The sequence below is a fragment of the Mycobacterium toneyamaense genome (assembly GCF_055384815.1).
This window is the reverse complement of record NZ_AP040333.1, coordinates 45,405-69,585: the sequence shown is the minus strand read 5'-3', so window position 1 is coordinate 69,585 and position 24,181 is coordinate 45,405. Positions and strand designations below refer to the sequence as shown.

Genomic DNA, 24,181 nt, shown 5'->3' with positions numbered 1-24,181 from the left:
CGCCACCGAGCGTCACGATCAGCGGCGGGACGGAGCTCACGAATGCACTCTCCTCACTGGTAGCGCTTGTAGCAGCCCTCGTCGTCGGTGGCCAGCCCCGCCCGGAACGCCGCGATCCGGGTGAATGCCGCCGGAACACCCTGCCCGTCGACCGCCGTGGCCACGTAACCGTTGGTGAGCAGCCCGGCGACGGCCTTGTCCAGGTCACCTGCGGTCAACTGCAGGCTGGCACCACTGGGCAGGTCATGCGGCTTGGCCATCTGGCGCTGGGCCTGCGCAGTCAGGCAGGCCGTGCGTAGCGCGGCTGTCGGATTGTCCAGCTTGACGCCACGCTGGTTCTCGAGCGCCATCATGTACCTCGACACGATGATCGAGAACGCCGTGTTGTCACCCTGGATGAGCGTCTTTTCGGCCATGTCGGCCGGTGTGCCGATCTGTTGCAGGGTAGGCAGGTTCACCGAGATCGTGTTCGTCGACGGACAGTACGAGGCAGGCGAATCACCCTGTGAGATATCACATTTCGCCGGCTCGTAGGTCAACTTCGGCGGCTGCTTCGGGGAGTAGATCACCCCGAGCAACTCGACCAGAGTGCCGATCGTGTCCTTGTCGATCGCCAGGTCTGCGGACCGGTGATCGTCGTCCATCGGCTCATCTTCGAGCTCCATCGGCAGACCCTTGCGGCGCTGCTTGATGTCGTTCAGATCGATGGCCGCGCAGGCCTGCGGCCCGACGGTGAAGCCCTGCTGGAACGCGCTGACCCGGTCCAGCGCGGTGCCGTGGCCGTCGGTGAGCATGTCGTCGTCGTGCGGCCCCAGCGTGGGATCCCGGACGGTGATCAATCCGGCGAGCACATGGTTGAGGCCGTCACCGGTGCTCATCATGAACCGCTTGGAATCACCGGCCGCGACATAGTGCAGATACGCGCCGGCGAAGCAGTCGGCCTGCTGTTCACGGACGATGACCGGCGTACTGCGGGTCACCAGTTTCGCCATGTACTGGATCGCGTGGCCGTATTCATGCCCGATCAGACCCGCGACTGAGACGTCGCCGAAGTACTTTCGCCCGGTCGGCACCATGATGCCGCGGTCCCACGCCATCAGCTTCTCGCTGGGGCAGTAGAAGGCATTCACCAGGCCGGCGGTGTCCTCGCCGCACGCCTCCGGACTGCTCCGATCGCGGGCGTCATACGACAGGAATTTCTCGATCGGTTTGAATGAGCCCTTCAAACCCGATGCGCTGTAGTCGTGTTGCCAGTACTCGGCGATGTCATTGATCGCCTGCAACGCCAGCCGGTCGACGTCGCTGTTGTTGGTGTTCTGCACCTTGCCGACCGCTGCGGGCGCGTTGTCGCGCAACCCACTCGGGCCATCCTTGGCCGGGAGGTCGGCGACGTGGAAGGGGTCGTTGACAGGCGAGACCGCGGTGCCGGCGACGGTCGGCGCACAGCCGGCGAGCAGCGTCACCACGCATACCGCCACCGAACGTCGCAGCGCCGTTCCGCGTATCACCCGCAATCCGAAACCGCCTGTCATCGTGCCCCCTGACGTTCGATTCAGACTATGGCCTGCCGGCAGCTTCAGAACAGCGAACGGTGCACCCCGATGTCAGGGTGCACCGTTCATCGGTCGGGCTGTCAGAACTGACCGGCAGCGATCTTCTGAATACCCTTGTGGACCTGAATTCCGATGTAGCCCAGCACAACTGCGATGACACCGTTGATCACCACAGCCAGTATCAACATTGCCGTGAGGCTACCGCTGATGTAGGGGCTGCTGCTCACTCCCGCCAGGCCGATGATGCCGATCAACAGACCCAGCAGGCTGGCGGCCGCACCCACACCACAAATCCCGTAGGCCACGAACTGGGCTGCCAGCTTCGTGCCGAGGGCCAGGAAGCAGTAGGCCAACCCGAGCCAGACCACACTGGCGATGAGCGAACCGATGCCACCGAACAGGCTGAGGAACAGCCCGATCAGCACCGCTCCGCCATAGCCGAGATAGACGAACTGGTTGGAACCCTGCGGGTTGTTCCGCATGTTCTGGAACCACGGCTGCTGAATCAGTTCGCCGCGGACACCGCGCGTCATCAACCGGAAGATGAACGAATCACCCTTGGTGAGCAGCGACTTGGCCATGTCGACCGGCGTCTGCTGCGGACCGGCCGGCCCGCCGAACTGCGGTGCACCCGGGCCGGGGTAGCCACCGGGTTGGGGCGCGCCGAAACCAGGCTGGGCGCCGCCCGGACCAAATCCCGGCGGGATCGGAGCGCCGAAACCCGGAGCGCCGAACCCGGGGGCACCGTAGGTCGGAGCGCCGAACCCGGGCGGGGGCGGCGGCGGCACGGGCGCACCCGCGGGGTTCCACGGCTGCTCAGGCTGCGGTGGCACCGGTGCTCCGGGCTGGCCGAACTGCGACTGCGGCGGCTGATAGCCCGGCTGCGGCGGCTGCCACTGCGGGGCCGCGGGCGGCACCTGCTGGCCGTAAGGGTTCGGCGCGGCGGGAGGCTGCGGCGGCTGCCACTGCGGGGCCGCGACGGTCGGCGGAACGACCTGAGTCTGGTCACCCGTCTCGGGGGCGGCTGCGGTCGAGGGAACGACCTGGGTCTGGTCGCCCGTCCCCGGCAAGGCTGCGCTCGGCGACTGGAACGCCGACCGATCGACGAACTGGGTCTTCTCCTCGAGATCACCGGCCGTCGGCGGCTGCTCACTCGCCGGGCCGGCCTCGTGATTTTCGGACATATCGTGGTCTCCCTAAAAATTGACTACTCAAGACACGGTACGGGCGCCAACATGTCGGTCCTGCAGCGGTATCGCGCTCCGGGCGCGGCCGAAAGACCCGTCAGAACCGGATGTTCCGGATGTTGTCGTAGACCCCGGCGATCCACAGCAGCAACGGAATCACCGCGGCAATCGCCGCTCCATCGGTCAGCTCCAAGATCCTCTTCGTCACCGGCGAGACGCGGCCGACGCCGTCCGTCGCACCGACGGTGATCAGCGCCACCAGCGCAAGGGCGACGTACAGCACTATCACCAGCCAGGCGCTGTCGGCATCCCACGAGACCAACTTGATCATCACCCCGGTCGGGATGGCCACCGTCGCCGCCAACAGTGCCCAGCCGCACCACCGTTCTGCGTAGAGCCGCGACCGGAAGCCGCAGACGACCGTCACCAGTCCCGCGACGATCAGCGAGTGCACGAAGAAGTGTCCCTGCACCACGATCGCGATGGCACCGTAGGTCAGCACCGTGACACCGGCGCTCAGGAAGCCGATCAACAGCTGTCGTGCCAGCGTGCTGCGTTCTGTCAGGCGGGCCGCGGAATCAGGCACCGAATCGATGATCGCGCGCCATGTCGCCGACTCTTCGTCGATGACATTGCTGTGCGCGGCAACCGGATCCAGCAGTTCCTCGTTCGCGATCACCTCACCCGGGGCCGGGATCGGCGGCAGCGCGATCCGCGCCACCGCGACCGTGAGCTTCGCCGCGTTGGTCACGACGATCAGTCCGAGGGCGATGGCACCGGCGGGAACCCACGAAGCTCCGCCATATCCGTAAGCGATGGCGGCGCCGGTCACCGCGGCCGCGATGACCGCCAGGAAAGCTGCCACCGCAGCACGTTTGCGCGGCCCGCCGCGGGTCGCCAGCACGACGATCAGAATCACCGCCGCCGCCCCGGCGAGCTGCGGCGCACCCATGTCGTTGATGCCCCGAGGGAGCGGAACCGCCAATGCGGCCGCGCCACCCAACAGCGGCAACGAGGCCACGAGAAGACTCTCGGACAGATCGACGTTGTCGTAGCGGCTCTTGGCAACGAAGCTGCCGCCCAACACCAGCGCGCCCAGCAGGCCGAGCGCGACCGGCCACCACCAACCGTGGCCGGACTGCGACCACGACCACAACGACGCACCAGCAACTGCGAGCGTCGCGACTGGGATGGCCAGTCCGACAAGCCGTTTCAGCGCGGCGCCGTCGAACTCTGGGGACTCTTCGAGCACCGCCATGGCGTCGATGACGTCCTCGACCAGCGGCCGGTAGCGTTCGGTCCGACTCACCGACACCAAGGTCAGCAGGGCACCGTCGACGACCCCGGCGTCGTCGAGCGACTCGGTGGACTTCAACGGCGGCGACCCCGGGCGCGCGAACGCCCAGACGCCCTGGGCCTTGAAGTCGAACCCGGCCAACACATCGGCCGGGGTGTCGTCGAGCAGATCGGCGAGGACGTTGACCGTCTCGTCGATGTAGGTCTCGATCGGCGTCGACGCCGGCAGGACCAGATCGGTCATGCGTCGACCCGTCAGGATGGTGACCCGGGTGGTCGACTGCCTTGTCGGATTGTCAGCTGCCGCGGTGGGCGCGGCGGTTGCGGGGCCGGCCGATGCGGTCACCGGCGCTCGAGCCTGTCGAAGTCGTCGGACAGCGCCGCGGCGAGTTCGGTGATGCGCCGCTGGTAGGTCTTGCCCAACAGGTCGAACTGGATGTCGGAACCGGCGGCGATGTGCTTGTCCCACGGCAGTACGACGACGCGGCCGGCCGGCACGTGCCGCTCGAACTGCTGCACCAGGTCGTCGACGTCGATGTTGGTCTTGCCCGGTGTCACGTGGTTGATGACCACACACGCCCGGCCCAGCAGATCCTGATATCCGTTCTGGCGCAACCAGTCCATGGTCACCGCTGCCTGGCGGGCACCGTCGATCGAGGCGCTAGCGACGATCACCAGACCGGACACGGTCGACAACACGGCTCGCGATGCCTGGTGGAACAAACCCGCGCCGCAGTCGGCGAGCACCAGGTTGTAGTACTGCGAGACGATCTTGACCGCGGCCGACCAGTCCTCTTCGTTGAAGTCGCGGCGCGCGACGCTGTACTCGGCCGACGACAGCACCTCGAGGTTGGAGGCATTCATGCTGGTGTACGCGCGGATGTCGTTGTAGCGCGCAAGTTCCTTGTCGGACAACAGATCCGAGATGGTCGCGGCCGACTGCCGGCCGGCCCGGTCGGCCAGGTTGCCACCGTCCGGATCGGCGTCGACAGCCAGGATTCGGTCACCGCGGACTTTCGCCATGACAGATCCCAGAGTGACCGTGACAGCCGTCTTGCCGACGCCGCCCTTCAGCCCGAGCACACCGATCTGGTACGAGTCGCGGGCATTACGTCGGATCCGGGTGTAGAGGTCCAACTCGTACAGTTCGTCGGGCGACAGGCCCAGGTTGATCCGCGTGAGCAGGTACAGCACGTGGCGCCAACCACGCTGCGACGGCATCTTCACCCCGGCCCGCACGCCGACGTGAGACAGCGCGTCGATGGCGCGGTGGTCGCCGATGGTGGCGGCCGACGTCTGGTCCGGCATGTGCTGCTCGGTCCACTGCATGTCGGCCTGGGGATCCATGGCGTAGTGCTGTGGCGGCGGCTGCATGTGCCGCGGTGGGGGCGGCATCATCATCGGGGCGTGCTGCGGCTGCTCGTACTGCGCGCCGGCCATCGGCGCGCCCTGCGGCGAGCGCATCAGGCCGTTCTGCATGAATTGCGGTGGCGTAGGCGGCATTTAAGTCGTCACTTCAGACGGCCGCGGCGGCGGGACCATGCCCGGCGGCTGCTGTGGCTGGCCGGCAACGGGCGGGCCCGACGGCGATTCGGCCCCTGCAGCCGAGGCAGCGGCCGCGGAGGCAGACATCTGCGCGGCGGCAGCAAGGGTCGCATGGTCGACGGTTCGCGTGGCTTCCTCGTTGTCGGCCTGGCCCGGCGAGTTGTTGAAAAGCCGGTCATAGTCGGCGGACATGAGTACCTCTCGATTGTGTGTGGATTACACCGGGAACGCACATGAGGTGGGCAGAGTCGACCCTACGCCGACCTGCCCACCTCCTGTGTTGCGTCGCGTGGATCGCCTAGCCGAACATTCCGGTGACGCCGTGCTCGGTCGACTGCATCTGGCCACCGGCCTCGCTGACGGCATGCCCGAGGCTCTGCAGCGCGTTGTTGAGCTCCATCGCGGTGTTGTCCCACCGCTGCTGGACGGCCTGGTAGGCCTCCGAACCCGAGCCGCCCCACACGGAAGCCAGCTTCGCCAACGAGGCCTTGCCCTCGTCCAGCAAGCCCTGTGTCGTGCTCACGGCGCCGGCCAAGTCGCCAGCGCTGCCCTCGATGCCGGCGAAATTCCAGTCCTGTGCCATTTGTCTTCTCCGCTTCTGAGTCGTTGTACGTAGTGGTTGGTCTGGCTAGATCTGCATCTGGCTCGACAGCGACGACCCGGCGTCGGCATCGGCCGCGGTGTACTGCACGCCGGCAGTCTGGATGTTGGTAGAGATGTCAGCCAGTTCCTTCAGCTGCTGCGTCATGGCCTCGTCGAAGCGAGTCAATGCAGCCTGGGCCGCCATGCCCGCCTCGGGTGTCTTCATGTGCGTCGCGAGCTGGCCTGCCACCGCGTCGACGTGGGTCTTGACGCCGGTCAGCTCGCCCGCGATGCGATCGAAGTTCGCTGCCTCTGAGGCGAGGACTTCGGCATCTGTATTCATGCTCGTCATGCTGGATCACCTTTTCTGTTTCCTGTGTCCTCACCACGGGAATGGCGAGTCCTTGCCGACCCCCCTGGGCCGGAAAGCCTGTGTGTTAAGCGACGACTCACCAGTCGTCGTCATCGTCGTCGAGGTCCTGTACCAGAACCCCGGGTGCCTTGAGGGCCTCCCTCGTCCCCCCGCCTTTCTCTGCTTTGCCGGCGGGACCCATTCCGGCCCCGGCACCGCCGGCACTGCTCACCGGCGCCTTTCCGGCGCCGGAAGAACCCGCTGCCGCGCCGGCCTCCAACGAAGCGGTCGAGGCGTTATCGACGCCACCGACCAGCGAGGCCATCAGCGGCGTCCGCGGGGCCGAACCGCCCATGCCCGGCAGTGACGCGGCGCGAACCAAGCCCGCACCCGATGTCGCGCCCGAACCACCCGCCAGCGGGTGATTGGAGAAGGGGCTGGCGCCCATGAGGCCGATCTGCGGCCCGTTGTTCTGTCCGAAGCTGCTTCCCAGCTGACTGAAAATCTGCGTCATCTGTTGCATCGGCTGGCTCAACTGCTGAACCGGCTGCGTGATGAGCTGGCCGAGCTGCTGCGGCAGCTGCGCGGCCTGCGAACCGACCTGCGAGACCACCTGCATCATCATTTGCGCGCCCTGCTGGCCTTTGTCCTGTTGCTCGCTGGCACGCTGCGCGGCCGATTCGGCCTTGGACGCCTGGCCCTGGGCCCGCTGTCCCGCGAAATTCGCCTGCGCCGCAGCATTTCCGACCATCAGCGCCGCGTCTTCGATTGCCGCCTGGCTGGCCACCTGCGAAATGACCAAATTGCGCGCCACTGCCTCGGATACCCCCATCGCGGTTCGCGCGACAATCGCCGCTTCCGTCGCCTCGCCGACTCCAGGTATCACGATGGGCTTTGGCGGCAGAATGGGTTCGAACAACGTGTTCATGGTGGTCTCGGCCTGATACGTCTCCATCACCGAGCCCGCCAACGCCCACATGCGCGCGTAGTCCGCCTCGTTGAAGCCGATGGGCACCGTATTGATACCCAGGAAATTCGTGGCCTCGAGTACACCGTGCGTGACGTGGTTCATCTCGATTTCCGGCAGCTGCGGAGTGGTGGCCAAGGCCAAGCTGTATGACTCCGCCTGTGCCAATGCCTGCATCGCGCGCTTCTGTGCCTGCACAGCAGTGGTGTGTAGCCACGTCACCATCGGCGTGGTTGCCGTGACGGCCCGTTCACTGCCCATGCCGGACCAGTTCGCGCTCAGCTCCGCCAAGCTGGCGGCAAGCTCCACCGCCTGCGTCTCCAGCGCAACGGCCAACGCTTCCCACCCTGCAGCTGCTTGCAGCATCGGCGCAGGGCCTGCACCGGCCATGAGTCGGCCGGTGTTCATCTCCGGCGGGAATGCTCCGTAGAACATCGCCGGCATGGCGGGAAGCCCCATGATGTGCTGTCCTCAGGCTCTTTGTGGGCTCGTCGTACGCGGTGGCTAGATCAGGGTCGCTGACGTAGCCACGTCGGTGGCCTCATACATGGCGCCCGCCTCGACGTACGCCGCGCCGGCACGCGCCAGCTCTTCCTGGGCGAAGGCGTTGATGCCCATGACCTCGACGCCTTCGACGGCGAATGCCATGGCGGCCTGCAGCGACACTTCGTCTGCACCGGCCGGGACCAGGGTGCTGGCCTCCGTCATGGTGGCGGTGCCGGTCGCAACGCCACGCGCTCCGTTGGCGACAACCTGCGTGCCGACGCCGATCGCGCCCTCTTCATGTTGCAAAGGCTGCATTTCTTTTCTCCTTACCAATTCAAGATCGCGGTATGGAATTGTGCGAACGGCACAGATAAGAATTGAAGATCCCCCACGGAACCCCCGTTCCCCCTAGGCCGATCAGCGGGCGTTTAGCGTTGCTGAACGTCTGAAACTGATACTACCGAGGGTTTTGGGGGGTCACCTACACTTATTCCGCCGGAGGATCAACATAGGCCGCCTGGATGACCTCCTTACCGTCCGGTGACACCAGAAGCGCCTGGCCAGGGGGCCTACGACGGAGTTTGAACTCGCTCGACGGGAACTCCGCTTTCTCGCCCGACAGGAACATCGTCGGCGTTCCGGCGCCATAAGCGGTACCGACGAACTTGTCCATCGTGGACCGGTGCGCCTGACTCATCTGACATGTCACGATGATGTGCAGACCGATATCGGCAGCGGCGGGCAATAGCGGCGCCAATGGCGCCATCGGCGACCCCATACCGCTGGCGGCGACGATCATGTGCCAGTCATCGACCAGCAGCACCACGTCCGGACCGCTCCACCACGACCGTGAGCGAAGCTGGGACGTCGTCAGGTCCGGTGGCGGCAGCCGCTTCTTCAGGTTCACCGCCAGCGCCTTGATGGACTCTTCCAGTGCAGCGATGTTGCGGTTGATGGCACCAGCCGCGAGCAGGTGTGTCTCGGGCACCGCGTCGAGCAGGCCAGACCGGAAGTCGGCGAGCATGAACCGCACCTGATCGGGGCTGTTGCGCTTGCAGATCGCCTCCGCCACTGCGTGCGCAATGGTGGTCTTGCCCGACTTCGGCGCACCGAAGATGAGCTGGTGCGGCGTGTTGTACATGTGGTTGTACGCCACCGAGAGGTCGGATTCGCGCACGCCCACCGGCACCGTCCACCGGGTGCGGTAGTCGTTCTCCGGTCCGGGCGGATTCGGGTCGAGTTCGTGCAGGTAGATGCGCTCGGGCAGCACGCGCACGCGCGGTGCCATGTCGGTGTGCAGCGACGCGATGTGGTCGACGGCAGCGGTGATGGCCGGCACGAGGTCGGCTGCGCTGTGCACCCCGTCCATCCGGGGCACGCCGATCATCAGGTGGTGCTTCTCCATCGACACCGCCCGGCCGGGGCGGTTCGCCGGAATCTCGCGGGTGATGCGGTCGATCTGCGTCTCGTTGACGTCACCGAGGCGGAATTCGACCTTCGTGCCCAGGTAGTCACGGACACGGGATTTCAGTTCCGTCCAGCGCGGCGTCGAGATGATGACGTGCACTCCGAACGCCAGGCCCTGACCGGCAAGGTCCTGGACCACGGGCTCCAGGTCCGGGAACTCACCGATGAAGGCCGGCCAGCCGTCGATGATCAGGTAGACGTCACCGAACGGATCCTGCGACGCAGGGTGATTCGGATCTTCACGCAACTGCCGGTAACTGGCAATCGACCCGATACGGAGCTCTTTGAAAGTCAATTCACGTTGCCGCAGAACGGCTTTCATTTCCGCGACGACACGCTGTACTCGGTCCGGTTCGGAACGGGTGGCGACGCCACCGACGTGCGGCAGATCCTCGAGGTACATGAGGCCACCACCACCGAGGTCGACGCAGTAGAACTGCACCTGTCTGGGGGAGTGGGTCGCGGCCGCCGACAGCACCAGTGTCTGCAGGAACGTCGACTTCCCGGTCTGCGGCGCTCCGCCGACCGCGATATTGCCACCGGCCGCCGACGTGTCGATGCCCCACACTTCCTGCTTGTGGCGACGCGGTTCGTCCATGATGCCCAGACCGAAGCGCAGCGGGGCCCGCTGGTCGCGCTCCACCAGCTCGTTGACCGGCATCGGATCCAGCAGCGGCGGCAGCCACATCTTGTACGCCCGGCTCTCGCCGGTCGTCAGCTGGTTCAGCACCACTTCGCGCAACGCGCGCTGTTCGGTGTTCGTCATCGTCCGACTCCCGAATCTGCCATCGGCGCAGCGGTGAACGGCCGAATCCGGAAGTTGTTCTGCGCCACCACTCGTGGCGCGTCGTCACCTTCGTCGTTCTCCGCCGCCGTCGGCACATAGGTGCCGCCGGTGTAGATGCTCTTGAACTTGACCGGATCCTCCATACCGACACGGAGGAAGCCGACGCCGCTCTCCTTGTTGGTGATGTACTGCGCCTCGGGCGTACCGATCACCGCCTTGGATTCGGCGGAGCTCGTGGTACGCAACGCGATTCGGTACGTCAGGTTCGGCTCCAGTTTGTCGATGCGGGCGCCACCGGTGTTCAGTGACTGCGTCGCCAACAGCAGGTGCACACGCAGCGACCGGCCCACGCGACAGATACGGTCGAACAACGCGATGAAGTCCGGGTGGTTCTGCAGCAACTCCGCGAACTCGTCGACGACGACGAAAAGCGTTGGTAGCGGCGGCAGATCGGCCCCACGCTCGCGGTACTTCTCGTACTCGGCGACGCCCGACAGCGCACCGGCCGCGCCGACCTGCATACCGGCCTGACGCAGGATGTTCTGCCGGCGGTCCAGCTCACCGGTGAGCACCTCACCCATACGGCCGACGAGTTCGGCTTCCTCTTCCATGTTGGTGACGACAGCCGCGGTGTGCGGCAGCTTCTCCATACCCAGGAATGTCGAACCGCCCTTGAAGTCGGTCAGCAGCAGGTTGATCTGATCCGGATGATGCGTCGCCACCAGTGAAAGGATCAGGGTACGAAGGAATTCCGACTTACCGGAACCCGTCGTACCGATCAGCATGCCGTGCGGACCGGCACCGAATTCGGCGCCCTCCTTGATGTCGAGATACATGATCTCGCCATTCTTGAGCTGGTGGCCGAACGGGATGCGCAACCGGTCCTGATCCGTATCCGAGTACATCCGCCACCGCCGCGGCGTCACCTCCTCGACCGAGCGCGCGCCGACCAGGTGGTGCCACTCGCTCGACACCTTCTTCTGTACGCGGGTGCCCTTGTCGATGATCGTGCCGGTGATGGACCAGCCCGCGAGCTTGCGCGCCAACCGGCCGGCCGACGTCGGGGTCACCGAGTCGGTCACGGTGGTCACCTCACGCCATGGCTGGGACGCCGTGCGGTCCTCGCACGAGCCGTCGGGATTGACCTTGATGCGATAGCCCGACCGGTGGTTGCCCTTGGTGATGACGGTGACGCCGGCGCGACCGTCGACCGGGAAGCCGGCCTTGCCGCCCGTCAGATCGACCACCAGAACATATGGGCCCGACGGGGGCGCGTCGGCACTGTGCGGACCGCGCGCCGTCAGGTCCGCCAGCCCGTCCGGCTTGGTGAACACCAGGCGCCTGGGCCCGGCGTCGTCGAACTCGGTCTGGCTCTGCACGTGGGGCAGCCACTTGAGCCACGCCCAGTCGGGATCGTCGAGATCGTCCATCAGGACCCGGATCTGCAGCAGGTCCGGCGGATGGAAGACCGCCAGGTGGCAGATCATGGCGGCGAGCAGACCCCGCGACCCTTCCGGATCACCACCGATGGCGATGGTCGGGTAGCTCTTGAGGATCACCAGCTTCGGGCAGTCGTGCACCAGACCGTGGGTGCGCAGGAACTTGGTCACCCACATGTGGCTGACCGGCTCCAGATGAGCCTGCGGTGCGGCCATCGGGCCCGCGAGGTCCGACCCGATGTTCGGCTTGAGCAACCGGTCGACCGCCGCCTGGGCGCCGATGCCGATGCGGGCACCCATGAAGAAGTCGGCGTTGTTGCCGCTGACACTGCGCGACCACTGCCGCTGCGTGCCCACGATGGACAGCAGGTCCTCGGGATGCGGTGCGTGGTAGCTGAAGAACGTCACCTGCGCGTCGGCCGACGACGTGACGCGGGTCCGCAGGCCGGCCAGGTACCGCAGATACTCCTTGCGGTCCTCGTTGATCTCCGGCACCTTCTTGCCGCCGCCACCGCCGCTGGCCATGTAGCCGACAGTGCCCATGATCATCATCAGCGGCATCATCAGCATGTACGGCGACAGCTGACGGACGCCGGTGAAGATCATGATCGCGATCATTCCGAGCATGCCGCCGCCCATGACGTACGGCATCGCCTTCTGCATGCCCGACGCGGGGATCTCAATGCCCAGGTCGTCGGGCGGCGTCACGTTGATCTCACCCGGGGTCAGGCGCGGACCGCGCTTCATCGACGGGGTGAACTTCTTGGTCGTCATGACGCACCTCCCGGATGCGGCGGCGCCGCGGCCTCGTTGCTGCCGCCCACCTTCCGCGGTTTCGGATCAGCCGGCAGCGTGTCGTGTTCGAGCAACGCCGCCTCCTTCGACAGGACCGGGCCTTCCATCAGCAGACCGACCACCTGCCACGGTGCCGTGGTGGCGCCGCTGAGGCCGAGGGCCTTCGCAGTGTCGTCGTTGGCTATCCCGTATCGGACGCCCTGGGCGTCGACGTAGTACTGGGCCTCGCCGTACCGCGGGTCTGGCGACTGCAGCCGGATGAACTGACCGCCGTCGATGTAGACGGTGGCGTCACCGCTGATCTGCTTGATGCCGTTGCCCATCGAGCTCGGCGAGATCGGCAGGTGCCGACCGACGATCACCGTGGTCTTGGCACCCTGGTCACCGGCTTCGCGCTGCCACGCCCAGCACACCGTCGGATCGTCCTGCGGCAGCAGCATGGTCATGGGCTTCGCCGGCAGCGGTGACGTATAGGTCTGCTCGGGGATTTTGGCGACGACGCTGGATTCCACCGACGGCGGCGAGATCAGCCCGTACGAGTTCGTGGCGCGCAGCGCGGCCGCCGTGGTGTCGTTGACCTTCGCGACGCCGTCCGGCAGCACCACGTACTGCTGCTTGCTGTTGTCGGTGACGGTCTGGAACACCGTGCCGTTCACCAGGTTCGGCGGCAGGCCGACGGTGTTGGGCGCGCCCGCGGCCGGGATCGGGGCCAGGGCCCAGGGGCCGACGTTCGGCAGCGCGTTGAACAGGCCGGACGAGATGGGCGCCGACTTCGAACCGACCGGAATTCCCACGGCAGAGGTCAGCGCGCGGTCGGCCAGGTCGATCGAATGCCGTCCGTCCTTGGTGATGAGCCAGGTCTTGTCCTGGTACTTGACCAGCACGCCCTGATCTGGCCGGATGGGGCCGACGCCGCCGCCCAGAACGACGGGTTCGACGAGCACCGAGGTCTCGACGGTCGGGGTGACGCTCTCGGGCTTGGTGACGGTGTCGCACACCGACCAGGTGCCCGACGTGCCGTTCACCGGCGTCGCGTAGGGCGCACCGGGGATGCCGATGGGTTGGCCCTTCGGCATCTTGGACAGTTCCGCAGGCTTGACGACCTGCGGCTCACCGGTGTGGCCGAGAACCAGCCGCGCCGACGTCAGGTTGTAGACCGGACGGATCTGCCCCGAGCCCCCGGGCATCACCACATACAGCTGGTTCGTGCTGCGGTCGACGAGCAGCGAGTCCCCGCCGCGCTTACCTTGCGGTTTGAAGTACGCCAGCATCGCCGCACCGAGACAGACAATGACCGCGACGACGATGCCTGCGGACACCGACCGGCTGTAGAACTGCAGCGGGTCGTCGAACATCCGGGTGTCGCGCCGCACGATGGCGTGCTCGACGCGGCGGAGCAGGAAGCGCCAGCCGCTGACCTGAACCTTGGTGGTGAGCCGGAAATCAGCCATCGGTTATTCGCCGATACTCAGGCGCCGATGCACCCCGCTGATCGCGGAAGCCATGTCGTCGCCGGTGATCTCGCCGAGCGCTTCGACGCTCAGGCTCTCGATGTCCATCGAGCGGGCGAGGCGCATGTCGCGGGCCTGCTCACCGGCCTCGACCAGCTGGCGCGCATAGCGGCCGTTACCCGCGATGTCGATGGCCGGCTTGCCGTTCAGCTCGTGCTGGTACAGCGTGGTCGCCGCTTCCAGCACCTGCTTGGCCGCTTCGTCGTTGATCAGCGAATCATTGCTCTTGGCAATGACTTTCGCGATTTCGACGATCTCCTCGGGGGAGTAGGACTCGAACTCGATACGGGTGGCGAAGCGGGAGCGGAGACCGTCGTTGGCTTCCAGCAGCCGGTCGATGTCCGAGCTGTAGCCCGCGATGATGACGACCAGCCGGTCGCGGTCGTTCTCCATACGGGCCAGCAGGGTGTCGATGGCTTCCGAGCCGAAGGCGTCACCGCCCTGCAGTCCGTCCTGGATCAGCGTGTAGGCCTCGTCGATGAACAGCACGCCGCCAAGGGCCCGGTCGATGACCTTGGACGTCTTCACGGCGGTATGGCCGAGGTACTCGCCGACGAAGTCCTTGCGGGACGTCTCGATGAGCTTGGGCTCGGCGATGACCCCGAGACCGGCGAGGATGTTGGCGACCACGCGCGCGATGGTCGTCTTGCCGGTTCCCGGCGGTCCGGTGAAGATCATGTGCTTGGACTGCTGCGCGACCTTCATGCCACGCGCGGCCCGGATCTTCGCCATTTGCGTTGCGGCGCGGTAGGTCTCGATCTGCTCCTTGACCTTGGCCAGGCCGATCTGCCGGTCGAGTTCGGCCTGCGCGTCACTGAGCATCTTGTCGCGCGCCGAGGTGTCGGCCACGACGCTGTTCGGATCCCACTTGTCCGACCGAGCGGCGATCTTCTCTGTCGTGGTGGTCTGCAGCCGGTAGTTCGGATCGCGAAGCGCCTCAGCGACTTTCGGCTCGGGGAAGTTGGCCTGCAGCCATTCCAGCAGGCGACGGGCACCCTCTTCGTTGCCCTGCTCGCGGAACGTCATTGCCAGGTACCACGCGATGGGCCGGCCGCACGCCGTTCCGGCCGGCGATTCATTGGCTTCGGTCAGCTTGTCCTTGGCCTCGGTGAACAGGCCGAGGTTGGCTGCCGCGACGCCACGGGCCACGCCGGCGGCACCGGCCAGGAAGGCGTCCGGCCAGCTCTCCGAACCCCGGAGCACCTCCATGACATCGGTCCAGCGCTGACCGCCGGTGTAGATGACGGCCTTTACCCACGCCACCAAATGCTCCGAACCGCCGACCGCCGCGCCCTCCACGGCTTCCAGCGCGTCGGCGTAATTGCCCTCGGCCGCCTCGTTGACGGCGAACGCCAGCGTCAGCGCGAGGGGCGAGTTCACGGGATAGGTGATGTCGCCGAGCTCGCCGCCGATACGCACCCGGGCGTTGACCTGCGCCAGCGACACCTCGGCCTGGCCGGCGAGCATGCCGAGGTTGCCGCGTGAGTACCAAGCGCGGAACAACGTGGTCCGATCGGTGTCGCCGCAGCGAATGCGCCCGATCCAGGCGTCACACGCAGTCTCGTCGACAGACGTGATCTCACTGAACAGCTGCATCGAACGCGCCGGTGCGGTGTCCAGCATGCCGACGGCGTTGTTGAACATGGCGGCGAGTTGGTCACTCATTGGCGTCTACTTCCCCTGAATATCTGGTGGCAAAGATCTGGGCACGCGTCGCGGCGGCCTCTTCCGGCGACGGCAGGTCGAGACTGCGCGACAGGAAATCCTTCGCCTCTGCGCGGTCGTGACCCAGTTCCCGCAGTCCCGAGTACATGACGTCGTATTGCGCCGACCTGCCGTCCTGGCGAGCGAGTCCGGCGATCACGAGGATCTCGTCCGCCAGTTCGACTTCCGTCATGTCGGTGACGCCCGGAGCGAGTCGGATGCGGTGGATCCGGCCGTCCATGAGGGCCGTGACGGTCACCGTCTGCGGCGGGTTGGTGACCGTGTACCCGAACGGGACAGGCGCGTCATCGGCGGACGGCGCATCGTCCTCGATGACCCCGGCGTCGGGAGGGACGACGTCGTCGTCGGCGTAGAGGTAGTCGAGTGCGCCGCCGAGATCATCGTCCGAGCCGTCGTCCGGATCGTCGCCCGACGGCTCGTCATCGAACCCGTCATCATGGTGGGCCGCCAACGTCAGTCCTGGTAATCGTCGCCGGCGGCGCCCGCCGAGGCCGTGTCGAACCAGGACCGCGACGGCAGGAACTCCAACAGCCCTTGCAGGGCGCGTTCGAGGTTCTCGTCGGTGCCCGCCAGGAAGCTGCCGTACAGCTCCCCGCTGACCTTGCGCGGCAGGGACACGATGCGGCCCAGCCGGGAGTCGAGAACGCCGGCGGCCACGTCGGCCTCACTGTGCGTACCGCCCTCGTGCCGCTCGTTGGCGGTGAGCTCGACCCATGAGTCGGGATTGGCGATGAGTTCGGAATAGGTCCGCGCCGAGCTCAGGCTGATGCCGAACTGGGTGAGCTGGTCGGGGGTGCGGGCGTCACTGAGCCGGCTGGTCGACGCGGTCAGAGGCTCGACGTTGGCGGGGTTGGCGGAGCCGAGCACGGCATTCACCATGCCGGCCAGGCCCACCTGCGGGGCGACCCGCTGGATGACGATCATCTCGCCGTCGCGGGCCGCGACGACATGGCGTTCGCCCTTGCGACAGACCACGAACCGCAGCATCTTCCCGCCGACGTCGCGGCGCCACCAGCGGCCCTCGATGGTGCGGTCGGCGCGGCTGAGGGTGTCGACCATCGCGGCGACTTCCGGATGCGGGTTCCCGTAGATGTCGAGGACGCCCTGCGCCGTCAGATCCCGCCGCACCTGTTCCCAGACCCGGTCCCGAAGGTCCAGCTGGGGAATGTTCGGCCGGATGCCGAGGCTTATCGGGAAATCCATGAGCTCGAGCTTGTCGGCGATGACCAGCATGCCGTCGATGGTGACCTCGACCGCGATGACGTCGTCGATGCCGCCCGAGGCGGTGCTGGCCGCGGTGTACGGGCCGGTCACGACAACCGTCCCGGCGCCATAGCCGACCCAGACGTCCCGGCATCACGCCCGGCGCATGTGTCCACCCGCTGCATCTCGCTCCACCCCCTGTTCCCGGCGCCAGGCGCCGGGCATCGCTGTCCTCCGTGACCATCTTGGTACGCCACCTGACGGACGGCAGGCCGATGGCCAAACTCCTACGCGAGTCACGGCATCTGACCTGCGCGGGCGGCCCCACACCACCCCCACAGCGCTTCCCCACAACCCGCATCGAGCCTACCAGCGGGTCCGCCGCCGGATCCGCACCAATTCACCGACGGCGCGCACTCAGTCGACGCGGTCGACACGCAGCGAAAAACGTTGGTGGACAACCCAATCAGCAGCACCGCAGCCAAGGGGCCCAGACCGTCGGCCGAACGGGCGCCGACGAAATTGGGCCCAGCCATCCCGCCGGCGGCGCCGGCGTGGTCGATACTGGGATGGCATCTGCGTCTTGGCACCTGCGTCGAGCGAACCGAGGAGAGAAAGCGCGTATTCGGTGACTGACCACTTCGAACCGCAGCACAACCCCCCGGAAAGCGCTTTCGCCGGCCATCCCGTGAACACGCCGCCGGCCTGGCCACGGGTAAATCCGGCCGGCAACACCGGCATGCAGCACACCGAACCGCTGCAGCGCAGGACCGGCTACCCACCGCAGCCCGGTCCCGTACCGCCGGGTCCGATGCAGCCGGGACCGCACCCGCACCAACCCTGGCCGCACGGTCCTCAGGGTCAGTTCACGCCACCCGGGTCGTACGCCGACGCCATCCGCCGCGACGACCTGCTCCGGACCCGCAAGCCCGAGCCCGGTCGCGGCTGGCGCAAGACGCTGTTCAAGGCGACGTTCGGGCTGGTAAACCTCGGTCCGTCACCCGACGAGATCCAGGAAGCACAGCAGATCAACCGGATCCGGTCGGCGCTGTCGGGTCACTACAAGGTCGGCGTGATGGGCAAGGGCGGCGTCGGCAAGACGACGGTGTCGGCCTCGATCGGGTCGCTGTTCGCCGAGCTCCGGCAGGACGATCGGGTAGTGGCCGTCGATGCCGACACCGCGTTCGGCAAGCTCGGCAGTCGCGTCGACCCCAAGGCCCTGAGCTCGTACTGGGAGTTGGCGTCCGACCAGCACCTGGAGAGTTTCGCCGACATCCGCAACCGGGTCGGCAGCAATGCCGCCGGGCTGTTCGTGCTGGCCGGTGAGGCGAGCCCGGCCCGCCGCCGGGTGCTGGATCCCGCCGTCTACCGCGAGGCCGCCTCGCGGCTGGACCGCCATTTCACCATCTCGATCATCGACTGCAGCTCCACGATGGACAGCCCTGTCACGCAGGAGGTGCTGCGGGATCTGGATGCGCTCATCGTGGTGTCGTCGCCCTGGGTCGACGGTGCCGGCGCGGCCGGGCAGACGCTCGACTGGCTGGCGGCACACGGCCTCAATGGTCTCCTGCAGCGAACTGTGGTGGTACTCAACGATTCCGACGGCCACGCCGACAAACGCACCCGCTCGGTCCTGGCCCAGCAGTTCGCCGGGCAGGGGCAGGCCGTCGTCGAGGTACCGTTCGATGCGCACCTGCGGCCGGGCGGCGTCATCGCCGGCACCCGGGAAATGGCGCCGGCGACGCGGCGCAAATTCATCGAGATCGCAGCCGCGCTGGCGGCGAACTTCCCGACCGGTGACGATCGGCACCGCGACCGTTCCTGACGCTCGCGGCGGCTACACCAGCTGCACGAGCAGCTTTTCGACCAGCTCTTTGTCGTGGTCCGACACCGCCGCTTCGGCCTCGGCACCGACCACGACGGACTCGGGAACCCCGGCGGCCAGGGCCGTCTCCTGAATGGTCAGGTTGGCACTGCGGCGCGCTGCATACAGCCGCTGCCCGAGCGTCGCGGTGGGCGCTTTCGCGCCGAGCAACGTCAGTTCGTCGATGCGGGCGCGCACCAGTCCCAACGCCTTGATCAGCGGCGGCGACACCGGGCCGAGCCGGGCGGCGCTGGCGGCGACGGCCTCGAGTTGCCGCAGGTCGGACAGAATCTGCGTGACCCACGGCGTGAATTCAGAATCCTCGATCGCCGGCAGGGCGTCGGCCGTGGCTCCCAACGTGTTCACCGCGGCGACGACGGCCTGCGCGATCAGCGGAACCTCGCCCGCGTTGGTCAACGGCGGGGCTGGGGCAGCTTGTGCCTGAGGCGCCAACGGCACCTGCGTCGTCGGGACCGGCTCGCCGCTGCGGATCCGGGCGATGGTTCCCGGCGGCCACTGCAACACCTCTTCGAGACGCAGGCGCGTTCGTTCCCGCGGCCAGCTGCGGCCCTTTTCGAATGAGATCAGCGCTCCGGCGTTGATGATGCCGTCGGCCGCAAGGCTGCGCTGGCTGATGTCCAACTCGCGCCGCCGGGCGGCGGCGGCCGCACCGGCGCGCTCCATTCCGGGGTCGACTGCGGGCAGGGCGATGTATTCGGTGACGTCATCGGGATCGATGTTCGGCACCCGATGTCACCTCCCATCCCTTGCGGCCCGCGCTCAACACGAAATCCGGAGCACCGTCGGCAGTCCGATACAGCTTAACCCGTTCGGCCCCGCATAACTATTGCGTTAACGGTCACTGAACCGTATCGGTCTCGCGCCAAGCGCTTCAGTTAGACCGTACACCCTCCCCAAAGCACGACTTTCACCAATGTTATTCCGGACCATTCGGATGATTTTTGAGCCCTCGCAGCGCGCTGACCTGCGGATATATCTAACGCTACGGTTTAACTGTTGCATTACTGCAGTCTGGTGCTATAGATTCTTCCCAACCGCGACGGAACAGTCGCAGCGCAACAACAAAGGAGTACTCCGATGACCGCAATTGCCATGGACGGCCTGCCGCTCGGTGAGTGCACCCGGAGCCCGGAGCAGTGGACGACGATCGCCAGCGACGAGGCCAAGGCCCTCTGCCGCCAGTGCCCGCGCCGCTGGGCCTGCGCGCGTGACGCCGTCGAACTGCCCCGCGCCGAAGGCCTCTGGGCCGGCATCGTCATCCCGGCCGAGGAGGGTCGCGGCCGGACGTTCGCGATGAAGCAGCTGCGGTCCCTGGCCGAAGCCAACGGCTACCCGGTCCGCCGCCAGCGCCGCATCTTCCTCGAAGTCGCGTAGTACCCGCTTGCCCACGCTGCCGTTTGAGGGGGCGGCAGCGCGGGCGGCGGTTCTACGCAAGAGGGTTACCGTGGGTTCTATGGCCACTGCGAGCACGACCGACAAGACCGGAGCGCCGACCACAGTCACCGCCGAAGCCGGACGATTCACCATCGCCGTCGAAGGCAAGACGGTCGGGCTGATCGATTACATCGACCGGGGTGGCCGACGAATCTTCCCGCACACCGAAGTTCAGCCCGAGTACGGCGGCCGCGGGCTGGCGACGATCCTCGTCGCCGAGGCGTTGGACGCCACCCGTGCCGCAGGGTTACGCATCGTGCCGCAATGCTCGATGGTCAGCGGGTACATCGCCAAGCATCCCGAGTACGCGCCGCTGGTCGACCGGGCCTGAGTGGTTTGGGCGCGCTCCGTATCGGAGAGTGATACGGGGCGCGCCGAGATCACTGCTGGTTCAGGTACTGCGCGGTCGAGCCGCTGATCGGCATGTCGGGCATGCCGAGTTTGCGGTGGTCCCAGCTGCGCATGCGGCTCGGCACGACCCGGACCGCGACGCGGTTGTTCATCATCTGATCGACGAACGGGCGCATCTCGTCGGTGTAGGGGCCGGTGTACCGCTCCCACACACTGATGCCGACGCGCAGACAGGTGTCGGGATCCTCGACGATCTCGGCGGTCCCGTCGATCGACACACCTCGCAGGGTGCCGTAGGTGTCACCATCCTCGATCATCACGGTGATGGTCGGATCCCGACGCAGGTTGACCGCCTTCTGCGACTTGGCCTTGGTCTCGAACCAGATTTCGCCGTCGAGCACGGCGTACCACATGGCCACCAGGTGCGGCCGGCCGTCGGCCAGGACGGTGGCCATGGTCGCGGTCCGGCTGCGATCGATGAACTCGACGATTTCGTCGTCGGTCATGACGATCTTCTTGCGCTCGTTCTGTCCCACGCTCTTATGCCTATCAGGCCGCACCTGGGGGCGGTTACCCGGCCTGCAGCGCCGCGATCGCCGGGGCGAACATCGTCGCCTTGATGGCGGCCATGGTCTGGGAATCCTTGCCAGCCACCGGAATCACGAGATCCACGGCGGAGGAGACGACCGCGTCCTCGGCCGTGGCCAGCTCGACGATGCCGTACTTGGCGGCGTCGTCGCCACCGAAGCGCCGGCCGGTGGTCATCGACGCGATGGCCGCCTGCGGCGTCAGCTTGGCCTGGATCAGCGCGGCCATACCGGGCGTGAACGGAATCCGGATGTCGACCTCGGGGAAACAGAAGAACCCGCGGTCAGCGCGCATGGTCCGGTAGTCGTGGGCCATGGCGAGCATCGCACCGGCGCCGAAGGCGTGTCCGTTGACCGCGGCGGCCGTCGGGATCGGCAGCGTCAGCACCCGCGCGAACAGCGCGTGGACCCGCCCGACGTAGGACTGCATCTGGTCGCCGTGCGCCATCAGCCAGTCGAGATCCAGGCCGTTGGAGTAGAACTTGCCGGCGCCGGTGGTCACGAGTCCCTGGGCGCCGCCCGCGACGAGATCGTCGATGGCACCGTTGACGTCGTCGAGAAAGCCCAGCGAGAAGCGGTTCTCGTCATCGCCGAGGTTGAGAACGGCGATCTTGTCCTGGTAGCTGACGGTGATGCTCATGGTTGTTTCCTCCTGGTTGGGGTGGGTTCGTCGGCGAGGACGGCACGTACGGCTGCGGTCAGCCGTTCACGTGCCCAGCTGTTGCTGATTCTGTTGCGGGACAAGATGATTGCGGTCGGCAGGTCGACGATGCACACCGTGATGGCATCGACCGCCGCGCCGTCGCGCCGGTTCCAGAGGTGCGACGACAGCCGCACCATCAGGTCGATGAGCTGACGGTCGAGGTCTTTGAGTTCAGCCGCCAGGGACGCCGGCAGGTCGGGTCCGAGCAATTGATCGCGCTGCACCCGCCACACCAGTTGGGCCGACTGCCGTTGCCGCTCGTAGAACACCGCGGGCGCCTGGGCTGCCGCGACGACGGCGTCCACGGGGTCGGCGGCCGCGTCGGCCAGGGCGGCGTCGACCAATTCCGTTTGCACATCGAGGAATCGGCGTGCGGCACGCAGCCAGGTGCGGGCGACGAGCTCGGTTCGCGAGCCGAAGTTGTGATAGATCGCGCCGTTGGAGACGCCGGCCGCGGCGGCCACCGAACGGGTGGTGACACCGGCCGGCCCGGCCTCGACGGCCAGCGATTCGGCAGCGTCGAGCACCGAGTCGAGGTCATACACACGAGGCCGGGGCACCGGCTCACCATAACAGAGCAATCGCTCCGTTACTACGCAGCAGGGGTGTCGCAGGTTACGGCGGATAGATCTGCTTGATGGTCCCGTCGGCGTTGACCTGCATGTATCCGGTTCCGGGCGCCGTGGAGTGGATCGCGAGCCCCAGACCGCCGCCCTCTTCGCCCTCGATGATGAGGTACAGCTGCGAGCCGGGTTCCGCACCCAGCTGCTGCGGTGCACCGGCCATGGTGGTGGCCACCGCCTGCGCGTTGATCGCGCCGAGGTCCGCCAGCACGTCGAACGAACTGGTGCTGGTGTCCGAGCCCCACTTGTTCCAGCTGCCGCCGCGGTACATGAAGCTCTGATCGACGTGCTTGTTCGTGGGGGAGACGCGATCCATGACCGCGTAATCGGGGTACACCACGAGCTTGAATCCCATGGCGTCGCCGAACTTCGCCTTGATGGTCCCGATCAGGTTGGTCAGACCGTCGGCGGTCTGCAGCTGACTCGGTCCCGCCGGCGTCGACGCCGCGGTGGAGGCGGGAGTCGACATCGAACCGGTCGGGTACCCGGCGGTGCCCCCGGGACCCGTGGGCATCGACGGAAACAGTTGTGCGCTGGGCTGGTTGGTCGCCTGGGGCTGGTCGCCCGAACCGCTATCGGGCCACATCACGTACGCGATGCCGGCGCCCCCGAGGACGACGATCGTGACCAAGGCCGCGACGATCACCACCGCCGAGTTGCGCCACCATGATTGGGCTGGTTGGTTGTTCGCCAGCTGCGGCGGCGACCACTGCGCGGATCCGGCACCCAGACCTTGCGCCGGTGTCGCGTACTGCGTGTGCGCGTGCGCCGGGTAGGACTCGGGGCCGGTCGTGGGGTAGGGGACCGAAGGGGCGGCCCACGCCGGGGGTGTCTGCTGAGCGGGCTGACCGAACTGAGCGGGCTGCGCCGGTCCGGTCAGCGCGGAACGCGCGGCGTTGGCAAGGTCTTTCGTTGTGGCGTAGCGCAATTCGGGGTCCTTCGCCATGCCGGTGGCGATGACCTGATCCATGTATGCCGAAATCCCCGGCCGCATGGTCGACGGCCGTGGCGGATCCGAATAGAGGTGGCTGGTGATCTGCCGCTCCATGCTGTCGCCCGGAAATGGCGGTGCTCCGGTCAGGCACTCGTGCAGGACGCAAGTCAGCGCATAGATGTCGGACCGCGCGTCGCACCGGTCGCTGGTGAAGCGCTCGGGTGCCATGTAGGCGACGGTGCCGATGGTGGCACCGGTGTGGGTCAGTTTGGTCTCGCCGGCGGCGCGGGCGATGCCGAAGTCGATGAGGTACGCGAAATCGTCTGGGGTGACCAGGATGTTGGCGGGTTTCACGTCGCGGTGCACCAGCCCCACGCCATGCGCGGCGCCGAGCGCGGCAGCAATCTGCTCGACGATCGAGACGGCGCGCTCGGGTGCCAGTGGTCCGTCGGCCAACAGCTGCTGTACGGTCTTGCCGTCGATCAGCCGCATCGTCACGAACAGCCGGTCGTCGATCTCACCGAAGTCGTGGATCGGCACGATATGCGGCTCATCGAGCCCGGCCGCGGCGTGGGCCTCCCTGCGGAAACGCACCTGGTACTGCTCGTCGTCGGCGAAGGTCGGCGGCAGCACCTTCATCGCGACGACGCGCTTCATGGTGGTGTCGTAGGCCTTCCACACCTCACCCATGCCGCCACGACCGAGCAGCTCAATCAGCCGGTACCGGCCGAACGGTGTCCCTTCCACCGGCTAACCATAAGAGGCGGGG

At 66.8% G+C, this 24,181-nt stretch carries 21 protein-coding genes and 1 pseudogene; 3 read left to right on the top strand and 19 right to left on the bottom strand.

Features of this window, described 5'->3' with window-relative positions; genetic code table 11:
* Positions 1-53: 53 nt before the first annotated feature.
* The 14 genes and pseudogenes from ACZ5IQ_RS00340 to ACZ5IQ_RS00275 form a co-directional block, all read right to left on the bottom strand.
* Positions 54-1,532: a neutral zinc metallopeptidase gene (locus ACZ5IQ_RS00340; RefSeq protein ID WP_212807855.1), complete on the bottom strand. Its 1,479-nt coding sequence runs from the start codon at positions 1,530-1,532 to the stop codon at positions 54-56.
* Positions 1,533-1,633: 101 nt separating this feature from the next.
* Positions 1,634-2,737 (bottom strand): hypothetical protein, encoded by a 1,104-nt coding sequence (locus ACZ5IQ_RS00335; RefSeq protein WP_212807854.1) that lies wholly within the window; start codon positions 2,735-2,737, stop codon positions 1,634-1,636.
* A gap of 100 nt (positions 2,738-2,837) precedes the next feature.
* The gene (gene eccD / locus ACZ5IQ_RS00330; RefSeq protein ID WP_212807853.1) at positions 2,838-4,382 is read right to left on the bottom strand and encodes a type VII secretion integral membrane protein EccD; all 1,545 of its coding nucleotides are present in this window, start codon (positions 4,380-4,382) and stop codon (positions 2,838-2,840) included.
* Positions 4,379-5,773 (bottom strand): annotated as a pseudogene (locus ACZ5IQ_RS00325) (MinD/ParA family ATP-binding protein). The gene eccD and the pseudogene ACZ5IQ_RS00325 overlap by 4 nt, the downstream one beginning before the upstream one ends.
* A gap of 106 nt (positions 5,774-5,879) precedes the next feature.
* Positions 5,880-6,164 (bottom strand): WXG100 family type VII secretion target, encoded by a 285-nt coding sequence (locus ACZ5IQ_RS00320; RefSeq protein WP_212807852.1) that lies wholly within the window; start codon positions 6,162-6,164, stop codon positions 5,880-5,882.
* 45 nt (positions 6,165-6,209) lie between these two features.
* Entirely contained in the window at positions 6,210-6,515 is a 306-nt protein-coding gene (locus tag ACZ5IQ_RS00315) for a WXG100 family type VII secretion target (RefSeq protein ID WP_212807851.1), read from the bottom strand.
* 97 nt (positions 6,516-6,612) lie between these two features.
* Positions 6,613-7,941, bottom strand: coding sequence for a PPE family protein (locus ACZ5IQ_RS00310; RefSeq protein ID WP_212807850.1), 1,329 nt, complete (start codon positions 7,939-7,941; stop codon positions 6,613-6,615).
* Between the two features lie 45 nt (positions 7,942-7,986).
* Positions 7,987-8,283: a PE family protein gene (locus ACZ5IQ_RS00305; RefSeq protein ID WP_212807849.1), complete on the bottom strand. Its 297-nt coding sequence runs from the start codon at positions 8,281-8,283 to the stop codon at positions 7,987-7,989.
* A 172-nt stretch (positions 8,284-8,455) separates the two neighbouring features.
* Entirely contained in the window at positions 8,456-10,201 is a 1,746-nt protein-coding gene (gene eccCb / locus ACZ5IQ_RS00300; RefSeq protein ID WP_212807848.1) for a type VII secretion protein EccCb, read from the bottom strand.
* Positions 10,198-12,435, bottom strand: coding sequence for a type VII secretion protein EccCa (gene eccCa, locus ACZ5IQ_RS00295; protein WP_133425723.1), 2,238 nt, complete (start codon positions 12,433-12,435; stop codon positions 10,198-10,200). The genes eccCb and eccCa overlap by 4 nt, the downstream gene beginning before the upstream one ends.
* Entirely contained in the window at positions 12,432-13,907 is a 1,476-nt protein-coding gene (gene eccB, locus ACZ5IQ_RS00290; RefSeq protein WP_212807847.1) for a type VII secretion protein EccB, read from the bottom strand. Before eccB ends, eccCa begins: the two co-directional genes overlap by 4 nt.
* Positions 13,908-13,910: 3 nt before the next feature.
* Entirely contained in the window at positions 13,911-15,632 is a 1,722-nt protein-coding gene (gene eccA, locus ACZ5IQ_RS00285; RefSeq protein WP_212807846.1) for a type VII secretion AAA-ATPase EccA, read from the bottom strand.
* On the bottom strand, positions 15,625-16,143 hold the full coding sequence (locus ACZ5IQ_RS00280) for a YbaB/EbfC family DNA-binding protein (protein ID WP_464480631.1): 519 nt from the start codon (positions 16,141-16,143) through the stop codon (positions 15,625-15,627). Before ACZ5IQ_RS00280 ends, eccA begins: the two co-directional genes overlap by 8 nt.
* 2 nt (positions 16,144-16,145) lie before the next feature.
* The gene (locus tag ACZ5IQ_RS00275; protein ID WP_212807844.1) at positions 16,146-17,006 is read right to left on the bottom strand and encodes an ESX secretion-associated protein EspG; all 861 of its coding nucleotides are present in this window, start codon (positions 17,004-17,006) and stop codon (positions 16,146-16,148) included.
* A gap of 517 nt (positions 17,007-17,523) precedes the next feature.
* Between ACZ5IQ_RS00275 and ACZ5IQ_RS00270 the strand changes: the two genes are divergently transcribed.
* Positions 17,524-18,720 (top strand): MinD/ParA family ATP-binding protein, encoded by a 1,197-nt coding sequence (locus ACZ5IQ_RS00270; RefSeq protein ID WP_212807843.1) that lies wholly within the window; start codon positions 17,524-17,526, stop codon positions 18,718-18,720.
* Between the two features lie 12 nt (positions 18,721-18,732).
* Here the strand turns inward: ACZ5IQ_RS00270 and ACZ5IQ_RS00265 are convergent, their stop codons facing one another.
* Entirely contained in the window at positions 18,733-19,506 is a 774-nt protein-coding gene (locus tag ACZ5IQ_RS00265) for a transcriptional regulator (RefSeq protein WP_371824502.1), read from the bottom strand.
* Positions 19,507-19,857: 351 nt separating this feature from the next.
* Between ACZ5IQ_RS00265 and ACZ5IQ_RS00260 the strand changes: the two genes are divergently transcribed.
* Together ACZ5IQ_RS00260 and ACZ5IQ_RS00255 are read left to right on the top strand one after the other, a co-directional pair.
* Positions 19,858-20,154, top strand: coding sequence for a WhiB family transcriptional regulator (locus tag ACZ5IQ_RS00260; RefSeq protein ID WP_212807842.1), 297 nt, complete (start codon positions 19,858-19,860; stop codon positions 20,152-20,154).
* Positions 20,155-20,233: 79 nt separating this feature from the next.
* The gene (locus tag ACZ5IQ_RS00255) at positions 20,234-20,545 is read left to right on the top strand and encodes a GNAT family N-acetyltransferase (protein ID WP_212807841.1); all 312 of its coding nucleotides are present in this window, start codon (positions 20,234-20,236) and stop codon (positions 20,543-20,545) included.
* A 49-nt stretch (positions 20,546-20,594) separates the two neighbouring features.
* Here ACZ5IQ_RS00255 and ACZ5IQ_RS00250 read toward each other — a convergent pair whose 3' ends face one another.
* From ACZ5IQ_RS00250 to ACZ5IQ_RS00235, 4 genes are read right to left on the bottom strand one after another with little or no spacing between them, the layout of a single operon-like run.
* A complete protein-coding gene (locus tag ACZ5IQ_RS00250) occupies positions 20,595-21,101 on the bottom strand; it encodes a pyridoxamine 5'-phosphate oxidase family protein (RefSeq protein ID WP_212807840.1) in 507 nt (168 codons plus the stop codon).
* A 34-nt stretch (positions 21,102-21,135) separates the two neighbouring features.
* Positions 21,136-21,792 (bottom strand): enoyl-CoA hydratase-related protein, encoded by a 657-nt coding sequence (locus tag ACZ5IQ_RS00245; protein WP_212807839.1) that lies wholly within the window; start codon positions 21,790-21,792, stop codon positions 21,136-21,138.
* Complete coding sequence (locus tag ACZ5IQ_RS00240; RefSeq protein ID WP_212807838.1) at positions 21,789-22,415, bottom strand: TetR/AcrR family transcriptional regulator; 627 nt, start codon at positions 22,413-22,415, stop codon at positions 21,789-21,791. The genes ACZ5IQ_RS00245 and ACZ5IQ_RS00240 overlap by 4 nt, the downstream gene beginning before the upstream one ends.
* 55 nt (positions 22,416-22,470) lie before the next feature.
* Entirely contained in the window at positions 22,471-24,159 is a 1,689-nt protein-coding gene (locus ACZ5IQ_RS00235; protein ID WP_464480630.1) for a serine/threonine-protein kinase, read from the bottom strand.
* Between the last annotated feature and the right edge of the window lie 22 nt (positions 24,160-24,181).